Origin of the sequence: Pseudomonas sp. FSL R10-2189, assembly GCF_009600325.1 — a bacterium.
GTDB classification, from domain to species: domain Bacteria; phylum Pseudomonadota; class Gammaproteobacteria; order Pseudomonadales; family Pseudomonadaceae; genus Aquipseudomonas; species Aquipseudomonas helleri.
In genome coordinates, this window is sequence record NZ_WIVZ01000001.1 from 304,394 (window position 1) to 324,934 (window position 20,541).

Sequence of the window (20,541 nt, forward strand, 5' to 3'; positions counted from 1 at the left end):
GGTCAGTAAAGCAGCGCTGAGGTTTGTGCCGAGCTATCGATAAAAAAGATATACACTCGCCCATCACAAAAAATCAGTCCGCTGGAGGGGTGTTTTCATGATGACTTTGCGTCAGATCCGTCACTTCATCGCCGTGGCCGAGACGGGCTCCATCTCGGCTGCCGCCCAAGCGGTGTACATCTCTCAATCGACCTTGACCCTGGCGATCCAGCAACTGGAGCAGGAAATCGGCGTCAGCCTGTTCAATCGCCACGCCAAGGGCATGACCCTGACCCACCAGGGCCATCAGTTTTTGCGCCAGGCGCATTTGATCCTGGCCACGGTGGACAACGCCAAGCGCAGCTTGCAGCAGAGCACCGATCAGGTAGCCGGGCAGTTGATCGTCGGCGTGACCAGCCTGGTGGCGGGTTATTACCTCGCGGATTTGCTCACCCGTTTTCAGCGCGCCTACCCCAACGTCGAAATCCGCGTGATGGAAGACGAACGCCCGTATATCGAGCATTTGCTGGTCAGTGGCGAGATTGATGTCGGGGTGTTGATCCTTTCCAATCTTGAAGATCGCCACGCCTTGCAGTCCGAGGTGCTGACCCATTCGCCGCACCGTGTGTGGCTGCCGGCCCAGCATCCCTTGCTGGAACTGGACAGCATCAACCTGGCCGACGTGGCCAAAGAATCGTTGATCCAACTGAACGTCGATGAGATGGACAGCAATGCCCAGCGCTTGTGGGCGCAGGCGGGTCTGCAACCAAGCATAACCTTGCGCACGGCATCGACCGAAGCGGTGCGCAGCCTGGTCGCGGCGGGGCTGGGGATCTCGATCCAGCCGGACATGACCTACCGGCCCTGGTCGCTGGAAGGCGACATCATCGAGGCCCGGCCCATTGCCGACCTTAACCAGACACTCGACGTCGGCCTGGCCTGGCGCCGGGGGACCGCGCGGCCGCCGTTGGTCGATCCGTTTTTGACCGTCGCCCGCGAGCAGCCCCATGGCGGGCGCAAGCTGGCGATTTAATCTGGATTTAGTGTTTGTCGTTCGCACTGCGCCAAGACTAATCTTGCAGCCTCTATAAAACGGTCCAGCCCACAGAGCGGGGCGCACCACGACCGCACACCACAAGAGAGCCCTACCATGCCCGCCGCGCAGACACCATTGTTCACCGCACTGTTGATCGACGGTGAATCAGTCGCCGGGCAGGGCATTGTCGAACCCATCATCAACCCGACCACGGGTGAGGTGCTGACGTCGATCGCCGAGGCCAGCGCCGAGCAGACCGAGGCCGCGATCCTTGCCGCACACCGGGCCTTCGACGGCTGGGCGAGGACCACGCCGCAGCAACGGTCTAACCTGCTGCTGGAAATCGCCAGTGCGATTGAAAAAAACGCCGACTACCTTGCTCGTCTCGAAGCGTTGAATTGCGGCAAGCCGCTGCATCTGGCGCGCAAGGACGACTTGAGTGCCACGGTGGATGTGTTCCGTTTTTTTGCGGGTGCCGTGCGTTGCCAGACCGGCCAGCTCAGTGGCGAATACCTGCCCGGCTACACCAGCATGGTGCGCCGTGACCCGATCGGCGTGGTGGCCTCGATTGCGCCGTGGAACTACCCGATCATGATGGCCGCCTGGAAAATCGCCCCGGCGCTGGCGGCGGGCAACACGTTGGTGTTCAAACCTTCCGAGCACACACCGCTGTCGATTCTGGCCCTGGCGCCGATGCTGGCCGAAATCCTGCCGCGCGGGGTGCTGAACATCATTTGTGGCGGCGGTGAAAACGTCGGCAGCCATCTGGTCAGCCACCCGAAAGTGCGCATGGTGTCATTGACCGGCGATATCGTCACCGGGCAGAAAATCCTCTCCACCGCGGCCAAAACCCTCAAGCGCACCCACCTTGAACTGGGCGGCAAAGCGCCGGTGATCGTCTGCGACGATGCGGATCTTGAGGCCGTGGTCGAAGGGGTGCGCACATACGGCTATTACAACGCGGGGCAGGATTGCACCTCGGCGTGCCGGGTATATGCGCAGGCCGGTATTTACGACAAGTTGGTGGCGGCGCTGGGGGATTCCGTGAGCCGTATCCGCTTTGCCGGCAAGCGCGATGCCGACAACGAGATCGGCCCGCTGATCAGCACCCGTCAGCGTGATCGGGTGTCCAGTTTTGTCGAGCGTGCGCTGGGTCAGCCGCACATTGAATGTGTGACGGGGGGCGCTGCGCATCCGGGGCCGGGCTTCTATTACCAGCCGACGCTGCTGGCCGGTTGTAAACAAAGCGATGAAATCGTCCAGCGCGAAGTGTTTGGGCCGGTGGTGACCGTGACCCGTTTTGATGAACTGGCGCAGGTCGTGGACTGGGCCAACGACTCTGAATACGGCCTGGCCTCGTCGATCTGGACGCAAAACCTCGACAAGGCCATGCAAGTGGCAGCGCGCTTGCAGTACGGCTGCACCTGGATCAACAGCCACTTCATGCTGGTCAGCGAAATGCCCCACGGCGGCCTGAAGCGTTCGGGCTATGGCAAAGACCTGTCCAGCGATTCGCTGCAGGACTACAGCGTGGTGCGCCACATCATGGCCCGCCACGGCCAGCATTTGTAATCGTCGACACCAAACCTGCTTTTCAGGATTTACGATCGCTTCGCAATCGATCGTAGCCTCGCGGTGCTCGTCAACGACTACGGGGTATGCGCCACGCCCAGCCCCTGCAGGTGATCGCAGAGCATTCGATTTAATCGAATGCTCCCTTGAGTTTTAAGTATTTGTTGATCTGCTACCTGTGTCTTAGTGTTTCGACCCATACCGCCATGCGGCACCTTCAACAATAAAAACCGATAGTGGCCGCCCCTGCGGCTCCCTGACTCGTCTGCCATAACTACAACATTGCAAAGCGCCACAGAGCGAGAGGAACGTCCCCATGCAATTCCAGTTTCTATTACCCACCAAAATCGTCATGGAACCTGGCCTGCGCCAGCGTACCGGCGAACATCTGCTCGCCCTGGGCTTGAGCCACGTGCTGCTGGTTACCGACCCGGGCGTGAAGAACGCCGGTTTGCTCGACAGCATCTATGCCAGCCTGGAACAGGCCGGCATTCGCTATGACGAAATCGCCGACGTCAAACCCAACCCGCGCAGCGAAGACGTTAACCGTGCCGCGCAACTGTATCGCGGTAAAGGCATCGACGGCGTACTGGCGGTCGGCGGCGGCAGTGCCATGGACGCCGCCAAGGCCATCAGCGTTTTGCTGACCCATGACGGCATCGTTGAAGACTACGAAGGCGCGTTTGCCCTCAAGAACGCGGTACTGCCGATTGTGGCGATCCCGACCACCGCAGGCACCGGCAGCGAAGTGACCTTTTTCTCGGTGATCACCGATACCCGCCGCCAGTTCAAAATGAGCCTGCTCGACTACCGCATCGGCCCGGTGCTGGCGCTGCTCGACTCAGACATCACCGCCACGCTGCCGCCGCACATTGCCGCGGCCACCGGGATGGACGCGCTGACCCACGCCATCGAGGCCTATACCGGCAAACCCGCCAACCCGATCAGTGACGGCCTGGCGCTGCACGCGATCCGTTTGATCGCGCAACACCTCAAGCCCGCCGTGCAAGAACCGGACAACCGTGAAGCCCGCGAACAAATGCTGATTGCCAGCCTGATCGCCGGTATGGCCTTCGGTAATGCCGACATCGCCAGCGTGCACTGTATTTCCGAAGCCATTGGCGGCATGTACGACACCCCGCACGGCATCGGCAACGCGATCTTCCTGCCATTTGTGTTCAGCCATAACCGCGACGCCGACCTGCGCCGCCACGCCGATGTGGCGTATGCCCTGGGGATCGACCCCAACCTGAGCGCTGTGGATGCGGCCCAAGCGGGCGTCGATCAACTGTTTCGCATGAACCGCGAGCTGGGCATCCCGCGTTTCGCCGACGTGGCCGGGGTGCGCGAAGAAGACTTCGCGGCCATCGCGCAGAAGTCCAAGAGCAATATTTCCGATGCCAGCAACATCAAAGACATGACCGTCGAGAGCTACCTCGATGTGATTCGTGCCGCCTACCACTACTCAGCTTGAGGGCATCGTCATGAGCGCATCGATTTCGACTCCGCATCTGCGCCGCACCTTGGGTCCGGTGTCTGTGTTGCTGTTCGGCCTGGCCTTTATTGCGCCACTGATTGTGTTTGGTACCTACGGCGTGATCGCCCAGGCCAGCCAAAACACCGTGGCGTTGTCTTATGTGGTGGCGTCCATCGGCGTCATCTTTACCGCGTTGAGCTACGGGCGACTGGTGCGGGTGTTTCCGGCAGCGGGTTCGGCTTACACCTACACCCGTAAAATGCTTAACCCCAATATCGGCTTTATGGTCGGCTGGGCGGCGCTGCTCGATTACTTCTTTATCCCGATGCTGATCTGGCTGCTGGGGGCGAGCTACCTGAGCCTGGCGTTCCCGGATGTACCGCAGTGGGTCTGGATCACCGGCTTTATCGTGTCCACCTCGTTGCTCAACATCCTCGGGATCCAGGTGGCTAACCGTTTCAACATCATCCTGATGCTGATCCAGCTCACCATCATCACCGTGTTCATCGCCCTGTGCTGGCACTATGTCAGCGCGATCAATGGTCCGGGCGGATTGTTGTCGGTCAAACCGTTCTTCAATGCCGATGTACCGTTCTCGGCGACCATGGCCGGTGCTGCCATTGCGGCTTATTCGTTCCTTGGCTTTGACGCCCTGTCGACCTTGAGCGAAGAAACCGTTGAACCAGAACGCACCATCCCGCGGGCCATTTTGCTGGTGGCTTTGATCGGCGGCAGCCTGTATGTCGGCTCCTCGTACTTCATGTACCTGGCGCATCCGGTGGGCGTGTTCGAGAACATCGACGGCGCGGCGTTTGAAATCGCCAAGACCATCGGCGGCGACCTGTTTTTTGCAGTGGTTCTGACCGGCATCATCATTGCCCACTTTGCTGCTGGCCTGTCGTTCCAGGCCAGTGTCGGGCGCCTGCTGTATGCCCTGGGCCGTGACAACCAATTGCCGCAAAAGCTGTTTGGCGTGCTCAACCCGCGCTACAAGACCCCGGTGTTCAACATCGTGCTGTGCGGCGCCTTTGGTTTTGTCGGCTTTGGCCTGACCATCGCCACCGCCACGTCCTTGGTTAACTTCGGCGCATTCCTGGCCTTTACCGCCGTCAACCTGTGCGCGCTGAAACTGACCTTCGACCGTGCGCTGGGCGACAAAGCCGGTGTGCTGCGCGGGGTGTTGTTCCCGTTGATCGGGGCCATTACCTCGGGCTGGATGCTCATCAGCCTGGACGCCGACGCGCTGATTCTCGGCTCATGCTGGGTCGTGCTGGGGCTGGTGTACCTGGCCTTCCGTACCCGCCTGTTCAGCACCGCCGTGCCTGAACCCGCGCTCTGACGCCCCCGACCCCTTAGCCCTTGCAACTACCCACGTGCGCCTTGATTGCGGCGCATGCGGGGAGGTTGCGCCTTTTTGATGGGGTGGCTCACGCCGCCCACAGGAGAAACCATGCAAACTTGCCTGCTGATCAATGGTCAACTCATCGCCGGTGAAGGCGAAAAACTCCCGGTGCTTAACCCGTCGTTGGGTGCCACGTTGGTAGAAATCCCCGAGGCCAGCCTGGCGCAGGTCGATGCTGCGGTGTGTGCGGCCGACGCGGCGTTCGACGCCTGGTCGCAGACCACGCCCAAGGACCGCTCGCAATTGTTGCTGAAGCTGGCCGACGCCATCGACGCCCAAGCTCCGGAACTGGCGCGCCTGGAGTCCAATAACTGCGGCAAACCCTACACCGCTGCGCTCAACGATGAACTGCCCGGCGTTGCCGATGTGTTCCGCTTTTTCGCGGGCGCCAGCCGCTGCCTGCAAGGCAGTGCAGCAGGCGAATACCTGGCGGGCCATACCTCGATGATCCGCCGTGATCCGGTGGGCGTGGTGGCGTCCATTGCGCCCTGGAACTACCCGTTGATGATGGCCGCCTGGAAGCTCGCGCCGGCGCTGGCGGCCGGTAATACCGTGGTAATCAAACCGTCTGAACAGACCCCGTTGAGCACGTTGAAACTGGCGCAGTTGATGGCGGACATCTTCCCTGCGGGTGTCATTAACGTGGTCTTTGGTCGTGGCCCAAGTGTCGGCAAACCGCTGACCAGCCACCCCAAAGTGCGCATGGTGTCGCTGACCGGTTCGGTCGCGACCGGCAGCCGGATCATCGCCGGTACGGCCGACAGCGTTAAACGCATGCACATGGAGCTGGGCGGCAAGGCCCCGGTGATCGTGTTTGACGATGCCGACATCGACGCGGCGGTTGAAGGCATCCGTACCTTCGGCTTCTACAACGCCGGCCAGGACTGCACTGCCGCCTGCCGTATTTATGTGCAGAAGGGCGTGTACCACGAGTTTGTAAGAAAGCTCGGTGAGGCTGTGTCCAGTATTCGCCATGGGTTGCAGGACGACCCTGAGACAGAACTCGGGCCGTTGATCACCTTGCAGCATCTGGAGCGTGTCGAAGGCTTTGTCCAGCGTGCCCGTGAGCAGTCGCACATTGAAGTGGTGACGGGCGGCAAGCGCGTGGCGGGGCCGGGGTTCTTCTTTGAACCGACCGTTTTGGCGGGTGCGCGTCAGGACGATGAAGTGGTGCGCCATGAGATCTTCGGGCCGGTGGTGTCTGTCACCGAATTCGACGACGAAGCGCAGGCTTTGCAGTATGCCAACGACTCCGACTATGGCCTGGCGTCTTCGGTGTGGACTCTCGATGTCGGCCGCGCCCATCGTCTGGCGGCCCGCCTGCAATACGGCTGCACCTGGGTCAACACGCACTTCATGCTGGTCAGCGAAATGCCCCACGGCGGCGCCAAGCTCTCAGGCTATGGCAAGGACATGTCGATGTACGGCCTGGAGGACTACACCACCATCCGTCACGTGATGTTCAAACACTAAACACTGCGCACGGCAAACTGTAGGAGCGAGCTTGCCTCGCGATCTTTTGACTGCTTAAAAGATCGCGAGGCAAGCTCGCTCCTACACGTTTAGCGCCGGGCAATGTCCGAAAAGTAAAACTTGTCCAACGTATGCCGCGACTCGGTGTACTCAAACTGCCGGCCGTCCTGCAGGAACGTCTGGTTGCTCACCACAATCACGTGGCTTTGCCCATCCAGATCCAGGTGTATTTGATCATCCTTGCTGCGCGGCACCGCTTCGATGGTGCGCTGGGCAAAGCTGATCTGCAGGTTCAGGGTTTGCTCGATATAGGCGTAGATCGAGTGCTGCGCTATCTCCGGTGTCAGCCCCGGAATCAGCTCGCTGACGAAGCAGTTGATGTCCAGAATCACCTGTTTGCCATCTATGCGCCGCACGCGTTTGACGCGAGTGATCAGGCTGCCTGGCTCGGCGTCGATCTTGTCTGTCAGCGCGCCCTCCAGCGGGAAGTGCTCAAACTCAACCACTTCAGTGCTGACGTCATTGCCCAGGCTCGGGTAGGTTTCCTGGAAGCTGACGATACCGCCCAGCTGGAACTCAATGGGGCTGGAAGACAACACAAACGTCCCTTTGCCATGGATCTTCTGCGCAAAGCCGCGTTCCTGAAGCTGTTCAATCGCCTTGCGCACAGTGCCGCGGCTGGCATCGTAGCGGGTCATCAATTCTGTTTCGGACGGCAAGCGCGCACCGCGCGCCAGGCGCTCAGTGGTGATGTTTGCAAGCAGATCGGTGTAGATCTGGCTGTATTTAGTCATAACGATGGCTCTATGCCGAAGGTGTTCAAGGCCCGAACCTTAAGGGCAGGGGGGGAGCAGCGCAAGCTCTGCGGTTAAGGCTCTGTTTTAGGAACATTCAGGCGCATTCTTCAGAGGTGGCTGATGTTGCTGATTGCCAACTACTGCACAGTAAAGCAGAGCCCACGGGTTATTTTTCAAACTCGTCTGTACCAGTTGTTGCTTTAACTCGTACAGACGAGTATTTTTCGCTTCGGCGTGCTGCCAAAACGACGCTCCATAATAAAAATTTCAAGCGGAAGACAACGCATGAGCCACGATTATTCGAAGATTGCCGGTGAGTTGCTGCAATGCCTGGGTGGCGTCGACAACCTGGAGCAAGCCGCGCACTGCGTCACCCGCCTGCGCCTCGCGCTGAAAGACCCCGGCCTGGTCGATAGCGCAACCCTCAATCAGATTGACCTGGTCAAAGGTTCCTTCTTTACCGGTGGCCTGTACCAAGTGGTCATCGGCCCCGGCGACGTCGAGAAGGTCTACGCCGCCTTGCGCGAGCAAACCGGCCTCGCCGCGTCGACCATTGCCGACGTCAAGCAAAAGGGCGCCGACAAGGCCAACGCCATGCAGCGTCTGGTGCGGGTGTTCTCTGATGTGTTCATGCCGATTCTGCCCGCGCTGATCATTGCCGGCCTGCTGATGGGGGTGAACAACCTGCTCGGCGCCAAAGGCATGTTCATTGCCGACAAAACCCTGCTCGATGCCTACCCGTCGCTGGACGGGGTGTGGAGCCTGATCAACCTGATGGCCAACACCTCGTTCGTGTTCTTGCCCGCGTTGGTGGGCTGGTCGGCGGCCAAGCGCTTTGGCGGCAGTGAAATCCTCGGCATCGTGCTCGGCCTGATGCTGGTACACCCCGACCTGCTCAACGCCTGGAACTACGGCAAGGCCGTGGCCGGGCTGGACGGTCAAAGCCTGCCGTACTTCAACATTCTGGGGGTGTTCCAGATCGAGAAGGTCGGCTACCAGGGGCAAATCCTGCCGATCCTGCTGGCTGCATACGTGATGAGCGTGATCGAGAAATGGCTGCGCGCACGGGTGCCCAATGCCATTCAATTGCTGGTCGTGCCCATCACCACCATCGTCATTACCGGCGTGCTGGCGCTGGCGATCATCGGCCCGGTGACCCGTCACCTGGGCATCCTGATCACCGAAGGCGTGGTCATGCTGTTTGACCTGGCGCCAGTGCTCGGCGGCATGATCTTCGGCCTGTTGTACGCCCCGCTGGTGATCACCGGCATGCACCACATGTTCCTCGCGGTTGACCTGCAATTGATCTCGACCCAAGGCGGCACGTTTATCTGGCCGATGATCGTGATGTCCAACCTGGCCCAGGGCAGCGCGGCGCTTGGCGTGTTCTACATGAGCCGCAACGTGCGCGAGCGCAGCATGGCGTCTACCTCGGCAGTGTCCGCGTATTTCGGCATCACTGAACCGGCGATGTTCGGGGTCAACCTGCGTTACAAATTTCCGTTCTACGCGGCCCTGATCGGCTCGGCGCTGGGCAGCATTTTCCTGTCGCTGAACAAGGTCCAGGCCTCGGCGATTGGTGTCGGCGGCTTGCCGGGCTTTATCTCGATCATTCCGCAGTACATCCCGATGTTCGTCATCGGCATGCTGGTCGCGATCATCGTGCCGTTTGTCCTGACGTGCGCGCTCAGCCTGAAAATCATCCGCCCCGGCTACCGCGTGGCCTGACCCTCGTTCTGTAGTCGCTGCCGAAGGCTGCGATGGGCTGCGATGGGCTGCGAAGCGGCCCCTTCAACAAAGATTATGCAAGGAGCCTCTCATGCAAGACTGGCAGCGTTCGGTGATCTATCAGATCTACCCAAAAAGTTTTCACAGCCACGCGGGCAACGCCACCGGTGACTTGTTGGGCGTGGTCGACAAGCTCGATTACCTGCAATGGCTGGGCGTGGATTACCTGTGGCTGACGCCGTTTCTGCGCTCGCCGCAGCGCGACAACGGCTATGACATCAGCGACTACTACGCCATCGACCCGAGCTACGGCAGCATGGCCGATTGCGAGTTGTTAATCAGCGAGGCCAAGGCCCGTGGGATCAAGCTGATGCTCGACATCGTGGTCAACCACACCTCCATCGAACACGAGTGGTTCCAGCAAGCGCGCAGCAGCCTCGACAACCCGTATCGCGACTTCTACATCTGGCGTGACCAACCCAACAACTGGGAGTCCAAGTTCGGCGGTTCGGCCTGGGAATACGAGGCGCAAACCGGTCAGTACTACCTGCACCTGTTTGACCACACCCAGGCCGATTTGAACTGGGACAACCCCAAGGTGCGCGCCGAAGTCTACAAACTCATGGGCTTCTGGCGTGACAAGGGTGTGGGCGGTTTCCGCCTGGACGTGATCAACCTGATCTCCAAGCCTGCGCACTTCCCGGAAGACAACACTGATGGTCGGCGCTTCTACACCGACGGCCCCAACGTGCATGACTACCTGCAAGAGATGCACCGCGAAGTGTTCGCCGGGCACGACCTGGTCAGTGTTGGCGAAATGTCTTCTACCAGCCTTGAGCACTGCATCCGCTACTCGCGGCCAGAGAGCAAAGAGCTGTCGATGACCTTCAACTTTCATCACTTGAAAGTCGATTACCCGAACATGCAAAAGTGGGTGCGCGCCGACTTCGACTTCCTCGCGCTCAAAGGCATTTTGTCGGACTGGCAAGTGGGCATGCAGGCCGGTGGCGGCTGGAACGCGTTGTTCTGGTGTAACCACGACCAGCCCCGTGCGGTGTCGCGCTTTGGTGATGACGGTGAGTTCCGCGTGGTCTCGGCGAAGATGCTCGCCACCGCCCTGCATTGCCTGCAAGGCACGCCGTATGTGTATCAGGGTGAAGAAATCGGCATGACCAACCCGGGTTTCGAGCGCATTGAGCAGTACCGCGACGTCGAAACCCTGAACATCTATCGCCTCAAGCGCGAAGCCGGGGTGTCCCACGAGGACTGCATGGCGGCGATCCTGCAAAAGTCACGGGACAACAGCCGCACGCCGATGCAATGGAACCAGCAGGCCAACGCCGGTTTCAGCACGGCAGAGCCGTGGATCGGGATCCCTGAAAACGCTGCGCAGATCAACGTCGAAGCGCAATTGAATGACTCGGATTCGGTACTGCATCACTACCGCCGCCTGATTGCGCTGCGTCGAGAAGAGCCGCTGCTGTCACTCGGTGAATACCGCCAGTTGCTGGCCGAGCACCCGCAGGTCTGGGCGTATGTGCGTCAGGGCGAGGGTGAAAGCGTGCTGGTGCTTAACAACTTCTACGGCACCGAGTGCGTGGTGGATTTGCCTGACGGCGTGATCAGCCAAGACATGGCCCAACGCCTGTTGATCAGCAACTACGACGACCAGCCGACGCGCACGCAGCGCATCACCTTGCGCCCCTACGAGTCGTTTGCCGTGCACCTGACAACGCAATAACCCTGTAGGAGCGAGCTTGTCTCGCGATCTTTTGATCTTTTAAAAGATCGCGAGGCAAGCTCGCTCCTACAGAGGCTTTATCGGTTTCATCACAATAAAAATAAAAAGGCCACTCATGAACACAACCCTCAATCGCAGTATTTTCACCGCTTGCGTGTGCCTGCTGGCGCCGCTTTCGGCCAACGCCCTGGAGTTCGCCGGGTACTTGCGCAGTGGCATCGGCAACTCGCTGGAAGGCGGCAAGCAGTCGTGTTTCAAGCTGCCTGGCGCCGAGGCCAAGTACCGGTTGGGCAATGAATGCGAGCAGTATGCTGAGTTGGAGTTGCGCCAGGACGTTTATAACTTTGATGACGGTTCGGTTCTCAGCGTTGACGGTATGGCCTCGCTGTACAACCAATACAACCGCCAGCTGACGTTCCAGGGCGATAACGGTTCGGCGCGCTTGCCGCAGTTGTACGCGCAGTGGTCCAACTTGCCGAGCCTCAATGGCGGCTCGGTATGGGCCGGGCGGCGTTACTACAAGCGTAACGACATTCATATTTCCGACTTCTACTACTGGAACCAGAGCGCCACCGGTGCGGGCATCGAGGACGTGTTGATCGGCGGCCTGAAATACAGCTACGCGCTGTCGCGCAAAGACAGCCTGTATCAGGAAGACTACGTCACGCGTCACGATTTTAACGTCGCCGGGTTCAACACCAACCCGGGCGGGCAACTGGAATTTGGCCTCAGCTATCTGGAAAAACCCCAGCGCACCGAAGCCCACAGTGGCTGGGCGATCACGGCGCAGCACGTCCAGAGCGAGTTTCTGGGCGGCAAGAACAAACTGGCCCTGCAATACGGCGAAGGCTCCGGCACGGGGCTGGGCTACACCGGCGATACCCGGCTGGATAACAGCAGCAAGCGTTACCGGATCGTCGAGTTTTTTGATTGGCAAGTGACCCCGCGTTTCGGCGGGCAGATCGAGGCGGTGTATCAAAAGGACTTCCGCCCGGACGGCGGCAATCAGGAGTGGCTCTCGCTAGGCGTGCGACCGACCTACGCGATCACCGAGCAGTTCAAGCTGGTGACCGAGTTTGGGCATGATCAGGTGCGGGCCGCCGACGGCACGCGCAAGCTGAGCAAGTTCACCTTTGCGCCGACCTGGTCGCCCAACGGTCCAAGCTTCTGGGCACGCCCGGAAATCCGCTTGTATTACACCTACGCGAGCTGGAACGCCGCCGCGCAACGTGCGGCCAATGAGTTTGATGCAGGTTCTGCATTGTCTGACAGCGGCGCCTTTGGCTCGGCGCGGCATGGTTCCAACGCCGGTGTACAGATCGAGTACTGGTGGAAATAAGCGACGCTGCGGGGCTCGCGCTCCATCGGCATTTAACCGAATCAACTGCAGGTGAAGTCATGGTTACAACCCAACAACTGGAACTGCTGGCGCCGTTATCGGGTGTCCTGATGCCGCTTGAGCAAGTGCCTGACCCGGTGTTCTCCAGCCGTTTGATGGGCGATGGCCTGTGCATCGACCCGACGTCGCAGGTGCTTTGCGCGCCGCTGGCCGGTGTGATCAGCAACCTGCAGCACACCGGGCATGCCGTGAGCATTACCGATGCCAGCGGGGTGCAAGTGCTGCTGCACATTGGTCTGGACACGGTAAACCTCGGCGGCCAAGGCTTCACCTGCCTGGTTGAGGAAGGCCAGCAGGTGGTGGCCGGGCAAGCGTTGATCGAGTTTGATGCCGATTACGTCGCGCAACATGCGCGCAGCTTGCTCACCCTGATGCTGGTGGTCAGCGGTGAAAGCATTACCGACGTGTCGGGCAACGACGTGCTGGTCGAGGCTGGCCAGCCGGTGCTGCGTGTGGGCGCGGCCGCGCAAGTCTCGACGCATCAAGCGTCTAGCCAGGGTGACACGCTGTTTTCGCTGGCCATTGCGCTGCCCAACCCGAACGGTTTGCATGCCCGCCCGGCGGCGGTGTTTGCCCAGGCCGCCAAGGGCTTTGCGGCCACCATCGAGCTGCACAAACACGAGCAGCGCATCAACGCTAAATCGTTGGTCGCGATCATGACCTTGCAAACCAGCCACGGCGATGTGGTGCAGATCAGCGCCACCGGCGAGGATGCCGAGCAAGCGATTCGTGTGCTTTCAGATCTGTTGGTGGCCGGTTGCGGCGAGGCGGTGACGCCCGTAGCCCAGGTGGCCACTGAAACTACTTACGCACCGGCACCTGAACCGGTGCGGGTGGATGACACCTTATTGCGCGGTGTTTGCGCGTCTTCCGGGGCGGTGTTTGGGCAGGTGGTGCAAATCGCCGCGCAGACCCTCGACTACCCGGAGGCGGGGGCGGGTGAAGCCTTTGAACGGGCGCAATTGCAACGCGCCCTGCTCGAAGCGGACACCGCACTGGACACCTTGGGCCGTGAGTTCAGCCAAGGCCCGCAAGGGCAAATCTTCAATGCCCACCGTGAACTGCTGCAAGACCCAAGCTTGCTGGAGCAGGCTTACCCGCTGTTGGCGTCGGGCAAAAGCGCGGCGTTTTCGTGGGCCGCTGCGGTTGAAGCCAACGAAAAGGTTTTCCGCAATTTGGGCAATGCGTTTCTGGCGGAACGGGCGCAAGACCTCGCAGATGTCGGGCAGCGCGTGCTCAAGTTGATTCTGCGGGTCGAGGACGCGGTTCAGGCGCTGCCCGACAACGCCATCTTGATCGCCGACCAGCTCAGCCCTTCACAAACCGCCGGGCTTGATAAAACCAAGGTGGTGGGGTTTGCCACCGTGGGCGGCGGCGCCACCAGCCATGTGGCGATTCTGGCGCGGGCCTTGGGCTTGCCGGCCATGTGCGGCTTGCCTGCGCAGGTCCTGAGCTTGGCCAGCGGCACGCCGGTGTTGCTCGATGCTGAACAGGGCGAGTTGCATGTGCGCCCCAGCGAAGCGGCGGTTGCAGCGCTGACGGCCAAGCGTGAGCAGCAGCGCGTGCGCCAGGCACGGGATCTGGCGCACGCGGCGTTGCGGGCGGACACTCGCGATGGTCGGCATATCGAAGTGTCTGCCAACATCGCCTCGCTGGCCGAGGCTGAGCAGGGCATGAGCCTGGGCGGTGAAGGCGTGGGCTTGTTGCGTTCCGAGTTCTTGTACCTGGACCGCAGCAGCGCGCCGAGCCACGACGAACAGGTCGCGACCTATAGCGCCATCGCCCGTGCGGTTGGCCCTGAATACAACCTGGTGGTGCGCACGCTGGATGTCGGCGGTGACAAACCGCTGGCCTACGTGCCGATAGAACCTGAGGCCAACCCGTTTTTGGGCATGCGCGGGGTTCGCCTGTGTCTGGAGCGTCCTGAACTGCTGCGTGAGCAATTCAGCGCGATCCTGGCCAGTGCCGACCTGACCCGCCTGCACATCATGTTGCCGATGGTCACTCAGGTGTCTGAGTTGCGCCTCGCCCGCCAGTTGCTCGAAGAGCAAGCGCAACGCCTGGGCATTACGCGGTTGCCCAAACTGGGGATCATGATTGAAGTTCCATCCGCCGCGCTGATGGCTGACGTGTTCGCCCCTGAAGTCGACTTCTTCTCGATTGGCACCAATGACCTGACCCAATACACCTTGGCGATGGACCGCGATCACCCGCGTCTGGCCAGCCAGGCCGATAGTTTTCACCCGGCGGTACTGCGCCTGATCGCCACGACCGTCAAGGCCGCGCATGCCCACGGCAAGTGGGTGGGCGTGTGCGGCGCGCTGGCGTCCGAGTCGTTGGCGGTGCCGCTGCTGGTGGGCTTGGGCGTGGACGAGTTATCGGTGAGCGTTCCGTTGATCCCGACCATTAAAGCGCGGGTTCGCGAGCTGACGCTCAAGGACTGCCAAGTGTTGGCGCAGCAGGTGCTGGGGCTGGAAAGTGCAGAGCAGGTGCGTGCCGCCCTGCAGCCGTCACACGCGGCTAACGTTGCTCATTCATTGGTGCTGGAGAACTGAACATGTTTGCAAAATTGCAGCAGGCTTTTTGGAAAGCACTGACCCCGGACCTGGTGGCGGATGAGCCCGCCCCCTATAAATCGACGTTGGAGAGCGCGGTGGTCGCGGCCCTTGGCGGCGCCAGCAACCTCAAGTCCGAGCAGCGCGTGGCGTTGACCCGCATTCGTGTGGAGTTGAATGACACGTCACGTGTTGACCCTCAGGCTCTGCGACTGGCGGGTGTGCCGGGGCTGATGACCCTGGCGGGCGGTGTGGTGCATTTGGTGGGCGTTAACGACTGAATACTGCCCTCTCCCTAACCCTCTCCCGGCGGGAGAGGGGACTGACCGAGTTGTTCCACAAGATGCATCGACCTGAGAAATCGAATCGATTATGGATTCAATGGAGTCATTTCACGGTGCTGCACCTCTGCAATATCCCCCAGTCGGTTCCCTCTCCCTTGGGAGAGGGTTAGGGAGAGGGGCTTTTGCAGTCCGTCGTCACCCCACCCTTACTGTTTCGCAGTTGCAGGTGTATCGTATTCGCCTTTTGCGGGCGCTAAGCCCGCGCCGGATACGAGAGGTAGTTAAGTCCATGTCCTTTACCCGTCGACAAATACTCGGTGGTTTAGCCGGCCTGGTCGTGGTGGGTGTTGGCGCAGGGGGCGCTTCGCGTTACTGGTTGGGCAAGATGGCCGATGAGCAGGCCGGTCACGATTACGAGCTGATTGCCGCGCCGCTGGACGTTGAGTTGGTGCCGGGTCATCAGACCGAGGCCTGGGCCTTTGGCCCTTCGGCGCCGGGCACTGAGTTGCGGGTGCGCCAAGGCGAATGGCTGCGCGTGCGGTTTATCAACCATCTGCCGGTTGCGACCACGATCCATTGGCACGGCATCCGCCTGCCTCTGGAAATGGACGGCGTACCGTACGTCTCGCAATTGCCGGTACTGCCCGGCGAATACTTCGATTACAAGTTCCGCGTGCCCGATGCGGGCAGCTACTGGTATCACCCCCACGTCAACAGCAGCGAAGAACTGGGCCGTGGTCTGGTCGGCCCGCTGATTGTCGAAGAGCGCGAGCCTACGGGCTTCAAGCACGAGCGCACGCTGAGCATTAAAAACTGGCACGTCGATGAAGAAGGCAACTTTCTGCCTTTCAGCATCACCCGTGAGGCCGCGCGTGGCGGTACGGCGGGGCGCTTGTCGACGATCAATGGCAGCCATGTGCCGACCATTGAATTGCCCGCCGGGCAGATTACCCGCGTGCGGATTCTCAACCTCGATAACACCCTGACCTATCGCCTGAATATTCCCGGTGTCGAGGCACAAATCTATGCGCTGGATGGCAACCCCATCGCGCCGCGCCCGCTGGGCAAAGAATATTGGCTGGGCCCCGGCATGCGTATTTGCCTGGCGATCAAGGCACCGGCGGCGGGTGAAGAACTGTCGTTGCGCGATGGCCCGGTGCGTTTGGGCACACTGTTGTCGGTGGCTAATAACGATGCACCTGCACAATGGCCGCCCGCGTTGCCGGCTAATCCGATTGCCGAGCCTGATGTCGACAAGGCCGAAAAGATCAATTTCAACTTTGAGTGGGTCGGTTCTGTGTCCGAGAACCTGGGCGCGGATCAGCCGCCGAGCCTGTGGCAGATCAACGGCGTAGCCTGGGACATCAAGGACAAAACCTGCGCTGACCGGCCGATTGCCAAGCTCAAGCTGGGCCAGAGCTACGTGTTTGAATTCAAGAACATGACTCAGTACCAGCATCCGATCCACCTGCACGGCATGAGCTTCAAGGTGCTGGCGTCCAATCGCAAAAAAATCACGCCGTATTTCACCGACACGTACCTGTTGGGCAAAAACGAGCGTGCCCGCGTGGCCCTGGTGGCCGATAATCCCGGCGTGTGGATGTTCCACTGCCATGTGATTGACCACATGGAAACCGGCCTCATGGCCGCTATTGAGGTTTCCTGATGCGACAAGGGCGTCAACCCCAGATTATCGACCGCAGCCGCGATCAAGACTTTATGCGTGAAGCGCTGGCGCTGGCGGCGCAAGGCGCAGCCTTGGGTGAAGTGCCGGTGGGCGCGGTGCTGGTGCAAAACGGTGAAATCATCGGCCGTGGCTTCAACTGCCCCATCAGCGGCAGCGACCCCAGCGCCCATGCCGAGATGATCGCCATCCGCGCCGCAGCCACGGCGGCCAGCAACTACCGGCTGCCCGGCAGCACGCTGTACGTGACGCTCGAGCCGTGCAGCATGTGCGCAGGCTTGATCGTGCATTCACGGGTGTCGCGAGTGGTGTTCGGTGCGCTGGAGCCCAAGGCCGGGATTGTGCAAAGCCAAGGGCAGTTCTTCAGCCAGGGCTTTTTGAACCATCGGGTGCTGTTTGAAGGCGGAGTGCTGGCCGACGAATGCGGCGCCATCCTCAGCGAATTCTTCAAGGCCCGACGGGCGAAATAATCCGCCGCCCCTTGTAGGAGCGAGCCCGCTCCCACAGGGGGGTGGATGGTTTTATTTTTTAGCGACGATCACGGCGCGCATTGGCGCGGGCAGGCCTTCGATGGTTTTGCTGTGGTCGTTCGGGTCCAGGTAGTCGCTCAGCGACTGGTATTTCATCCATTCAGTCGCACGTTGTTCTTCTACGGTGGTGATGCTCACGTCGACGCAGCGCACGTCGCTGAAACCGGCACGGCGCAGCCAGCGTTCCAGGGCGGGGATCGAAGGCAGAAACCACACGTTGCGCATCTGCGCGTAACGGTCTTCGGGCACCAGCACCTGGTTGACATCGCCTTCGATCACCAGGGTTTCCAGCACCAGTTCGCCCCCTTTGACCAGGCAGTCTTTCAACGCCAGCAAATGCTCGATGGGGGAGCGGCGGTGGTAGAACACGCCCATGGAAAAAACCGTGTCGAAGCCTTCCAGGTTGGGCGGCAGGTCTTCGAACGGGAAGGGCAGGTGCCAGGCGGCTTCTTGCTGCAAAAAACGTTGAACGGCCTGGAACTGGCAGAAGAACAGCCAGTTCGGGTCGACGCCGATCACGCTGTGGGCGCCTGCGCCGAGCATGCGCCACATGTAATAACCATTGCCGCAGCCAACATCGAGGATGCGCTTGCCCTTGAGGTCGATGTGCGGCGCCACGCGTGACCATTTCCAGTCCGAATGCCACTCGGTGTCGACGTGCACGCCGAACAAGTCAAACGGGCCTTTGCGCCACGGTGACAGGCCGAGCAGCGCCTGGCGCATTTGCGCGCGGGTGGCGTCGTCGCAGTCTGTGTCCAGGGTCAGACCGTTAAGCAGATCGATCTCGGTCGGCAGGACGTTGGGCAGGGCGTCCAGCGCACTTTGCCAGCGTTCCAGGTCGCCGTGACCTTTCTCCATTTTGACGTCGAGCTGCGCTTGCAGGGTGTTGGCCCATTCAGCCAAGGGCGTCCCGGCCAAACGGCGGGCGAGGGGGGAAAGATCAATCATGGCAAGGCAATCAACGAGGCAAAGTTAAGACACTGGAACCACGGCACGACTGTCGAGAACCCGGCCGCCAGCAGGCGTTCGCGGTGTTCTTCGAGGCTGTCGGGCTTCATGACGTTTTCGATGGCGCTGCGCTTTTGCGCAATTTCAAGGTCGCTGTAACCGTTGGCCCGCTTGAAGGCGATGTGCAGGTCGGTCAGCAGCGCATGCTCTTCGGGATCACTGAAGCGCAGCTTCTCGGAGAGGATCATCGCGCCACCCGGCAACAACGACTGGCGAATCCGGCTGAGCAAAGCCAGGCGCTGGTCAGGGGCGATAAATTGCAGGGTGAAATTCAGCGCCACTACCGAGGCCGGCTGAAATTCGAGGGCCAGAATGTCGCCTTCGATCACCTCGACCGGCAGCAACTCCTGAAACATTGAGTTCTGGGCGTTGAGATATTCACGGCAGCGCTCGACCATGGCGGTGGAGTTGTCCACGGCAATGACTTTGCAGCCATCGGTGCGAACATGGCGGCGCAAAGCCTGGGTCACCGCGCCCAGTGAGCTGCCCAAGTCGTACAGCACGCTGTCGGGTTGGGCGAATTGAGCCGCGAGCACGCCCAGGTTTTCGACAATCGTCGGGTAACCTGGCACCGAGCGCTTGATCATGTCCGGGAACACCCGCACCACGTCTTCGTTAAAGGCGAAGTCCGGGACCTGGGCCAGGGGCTGGGCGAAAATACGGTCAGGTTCTTTGCTCACGACTTCTTTGCTCACGACAGTTCCGGCGCTGGATAGTTAAAACGGGGGCGCATTTTAGCCAAGTTGGCGCCGGGATGCGCGGTCTGTCTGATAAGCCGTGCCGGCTCAGTTCACGGTGATGGGGCAATCGAAGGTTTGCGCCGGTTCTGCTTCGGGCTCCCAGGGTTGCTGAGAGGTCAGGCGCAGGCGGCCGGTGCCCGCAGCAAAGGCCTCAAAACGCCAGGTCGAATGCCCGCCACTGCCGAGCAACTGGCCGTCATCACTGCTGTTGTAGACCTCCGGGCCAAGGCTGCGCAGCACGCCGCCCGCCGAGTCCTGGATGGCCCAGCGGTAGCCGGTGGTAGGGTTGCTGGGCAGCGACAGCATGAGGTTTTGCCCTACATGCAGTTGAATCGGGCATTCGCTTTGTTCTTCAACAGTAACGTTTTGCGCAGGCGGGTGCGCACAGGCGGCCAGCAAACCGAGGCTGAGCAGCGGGACTAAACGTGCGAGGGACATTGCAGGCTCCGGTCGGACAAAGACAAGTGCGCAGCATACCCCATGATGGCGGCTGCGCCATTTGTCGTCGGCCTCAAGCCGGAAGGTCAGAAGGTGGCGTGGGGTGGGCTGATGGTGAAATCACCGCACATTTCAAGGGCTTCGCCTTTATGGTCCGTGCCTTCAAAGGTAAACAGGCGGGCGCTGTAGCAACTCTCGATCACGCTGAGGTGCAAGGTGCCGACATTGGCCTGGTTCAAGTGATACATCTCGCGCCCATCGACTTCGACGTATTCGATGTAGGACATGCCCAACACAGGACCCGGCTCGCCCTTTTTAAACAGGTAAATACCCGACTGGATATTGATGTCCAGGTTCAGGGCAATGGCGCGATAGGCCTTGGAACCGAACTCGTCGAACTCAGCTGTCAGGGTGATTTTTTTGTGGCTGCTGGCGAAGGTCATTTCTTGCGCCGCAAACGTGGGCCTGTCGAGTAGCTCGGCCTTGAGTTCACCGCGGGTTCTGGGGTTGAAAGCGCTTGGGCCCGTAGCGTTGCGCCAAAGGGCATCGGGATTTTGATACGCAGGATGGTGAAGTGGCATAGCAGTTCCCAACGTTAATACCTGTCGGCTGAGACGCTATTAACGTTGGGAAATACAGATGTGTCTACTGTCAGAAATAACAGGTGTTTAGCTAAACAGGTTTGGCCAGCGACCAAA

General features: G+C 60.5%; 17 protein-coding genes. 12 read left to right on the forward strand and 5 right to left on the reverse strand.

Translation table 11 applies throughout. The annotated features are described in order from the left end of the window. Positions 1-97 precede the first annotated feature (97 nt). From GHO32_RS01420 to GHO32_RS01440, 5 genes are all read left to right on the forward strand, one after another. Positions 98-1,012 (forward strand): LysR family transcriptional regulator, encoded by a 915-nt coding sequence (locus GHO32_RS01420; protein WP_048367043.1) that lies wholly within the window; start codon positions 98-100, stop codon positions 1,010-1,012. Positions 1,013-1,129: 117 nt separating this feature from the next. After that, complete coding sequence (locus tag GHO32_RS01425) at positions 1,130-2,587, forward strand: gamma-aminobutyraldehyde dehydrogenase (protein WP_153336735.1); 1,458 nt, start codon at positions 1,130-1,132, stop codon at positions 2,585-2,587. Positions 2,588-2,903: 316 nt separating this feature from the next. Next, on the forward strand, positions 2,904-4,061 hold the full coding sequence (locus GHO32_RS01430; RefSeq protein ID WP_153336736.1) for an iron-containing alcohol dehydrogenase: 1,158 nt from the start codon (positions 2,904-2,906) through the stop codon (positions 4,059-4,061). Between the two features lie 10 nt (positions 4,062-4,071). Next, positions 4,072-5,403: an APC family permease gene (locus GHO32_RS01435; protein WP_153336737.1), complete on the forward strand. Its 1,332-nt coding sequence runs from the start codon at positions 4,072-4,074 to the stop codon at positions 5,401-5,403. Positions 5,404-5,514: 111 nt separating this feature from the next. Then, entirely contained in the window at positions 5,515-6,939 is a 1,425-nt protein-coding gene (locus GHO32_RS01440) for a gamma-aminobutyraldehyde dehydrogenase (protein ID WP_153336738.1), read from the forward strand. 89 nt (positions 6,940-7,028) lie between these two features. Here the strand turns inward: GHO32_RS01440 and treR are convergent, their stop codons facing one another. Continuing rightward, positions 7,029-7,733, reverse strand: coding sequence for a trehalose operon repressor (gene treR, locus GHO32_RS01445; protein ID WP_153336739.1), 705 nt, complete (start codon positions 7,731-7,733; stop codon positions 7,029-7,031). A gap of 288 nt (positions 7,734-8,021) precedes the next feature. Here treR and treP point away from each other — a divergent pair, with 288 nt between their 5' ends. From treP to tadA, 7 genes are all read left to right on the forward strand, one after another. Continuing rightward, positions 8,022-9,464, forward strand: a complete 1,443-nt coding sequence (gene treP, locus GHO32_RS01450; protein WP_153336740.1) for a PTS system trehalose-specific EIIBC component — start codon at positions 8,022-8,024, stop codon at positions 9,462-9,464. Positions 9,465-9,555: 91 nt separating this feature from the next. Then, a complete protein-coding gene (treC, locus tag GHO32_RS01455) occupies positions 9,556-11,205 on the forward strand; it encodes an alpha,alpha-phosphotrehalase (protein WP_153336741.1) in 1,650 nt (549 codons plus the stop codon). A 115-nt stretch (positions 11,206-11,320) separates the two neighbouring features. Continuing rightward, positions 11,321-12,544: a carbohydrate porin gene (locus GHO32_RS01460; RefSeq protein ID WP_153336742.1), complete on the forward strand. Its 1,224-nt coding sequence runs from the start codon at positions 11,321-11,323 to the stop codon at positions 12,542-12,544. Between the two features lie 59 nt (positions 12,545-12,603). Continuing rightward, positions 12,604-15,159 carry a phosphoenolpyruvate--protein phosphotransferase gene (gene ptsP / locus GHO32_RS01465; protein ID WP_153337856.1) on the forward strand — a complete coding sequence of 852 codons (2,556 nt, stop codon included), beginning with the start codon at positions 12,604-12,606 and terminating at the stop codon, positions 15,157-15,159. A gap of 2 nt (positions 15,160-15,161) precedes the next feature. Next, positions 15,162-15,440 carry a PTS transporter subunit EIIB gene (locus GHO32_RS01470; protein ID WP_153333699.1) on the forward strand — a complete coding sequence of 93 codons (279 nt, stop codon included), beginning with the start codon at positions 15,162-15,164 and terminating at the stop codon, positions 15,438-15,440. Between the two features lie 292 nt (positions 15,441-15,732). Further along, positions 15,733-17,109: a multicopper oxidase family protein gene (locus tag GHO32_RS01475; RefSeq protein ID WP_153333701.1), complete on the forward strand. Its 1,377-nt coding sequence runs from the start codon at positions 15,733-15,735 to the stop codon at positions 17,107-17,109. Continuing rightward, the gene (gene tadA, locus GHO32_RS01480) at positions 17,109-17,597 is read left to right on the forward strand and encodes a tRNA adenosine(34) deaminase TadA (RefSeq protein ID WP_153333703.1); all 489 of its coding nucleotides are present in this window, start codon (positions 17,109-17,111) and stop codon (positions 17,595-17,597) included. Before GHO32_RS01475 ends, tadA begins: the two co-directional genes overlap by 1 nt. 51 nt (positions 17,598-17,648) lie before the next feature. Here the strand turns inward: tadA and cmoB are convergent, their stop codons facing one another. The 4 genes from cmoB to GHO32_RS01500 form a co-directional block, all read right to left on the reverse strand. After that, positions 17,649-18,605, reverse strand: coding sequence for a tRNA 5-methoxyuridine(34)/uridine 5-oxyacetic acid(34) synthase CmoB (cmoB, locus tag GHO32_RS01485; protein ID WP_153330648.1), 957 nt, complete (start codon positions 18,603-18,605; stop codon positions 17,649-17,651). Further along, entirely contained in the window at positions 18,602-19,345 is a 744-nt protein-coding gene (cmoA, locus tag GHO32_RS01490) for a carboxy-S-adenosyl-L-methionine synthase CmoA (RefSeq protein ID WP_368668315.1), read from the reverse strand. Before cmoA ends, cmoB begins: the two co-directional genes overlap by 4 nt. 105 nt (positions 19,346-19,450) lie before the next feature. After that, entirely contained in the window at positions 19,451-19,843 is a 393-nt protein-coding gene (locus tag GHO32_RS01495; protein ID WP_153333705.1) for a protease inhibitor I42 family protein, read from the reverse strand. Positions 19,844-19,929: 86 nt separating this feature from the next. Further along, positions 19,930-20,424, reverse strand: coding sequence for a hypothetical protein (locus GHO32_RS01500; protein WP_153333707.1), 495 nt, complete (start codon positions 20,422-20,424; stop codon positions 19,930-19,932). Between the last annotated feature and the right edge of the window lie 117 nt (positions 20,425-20,541).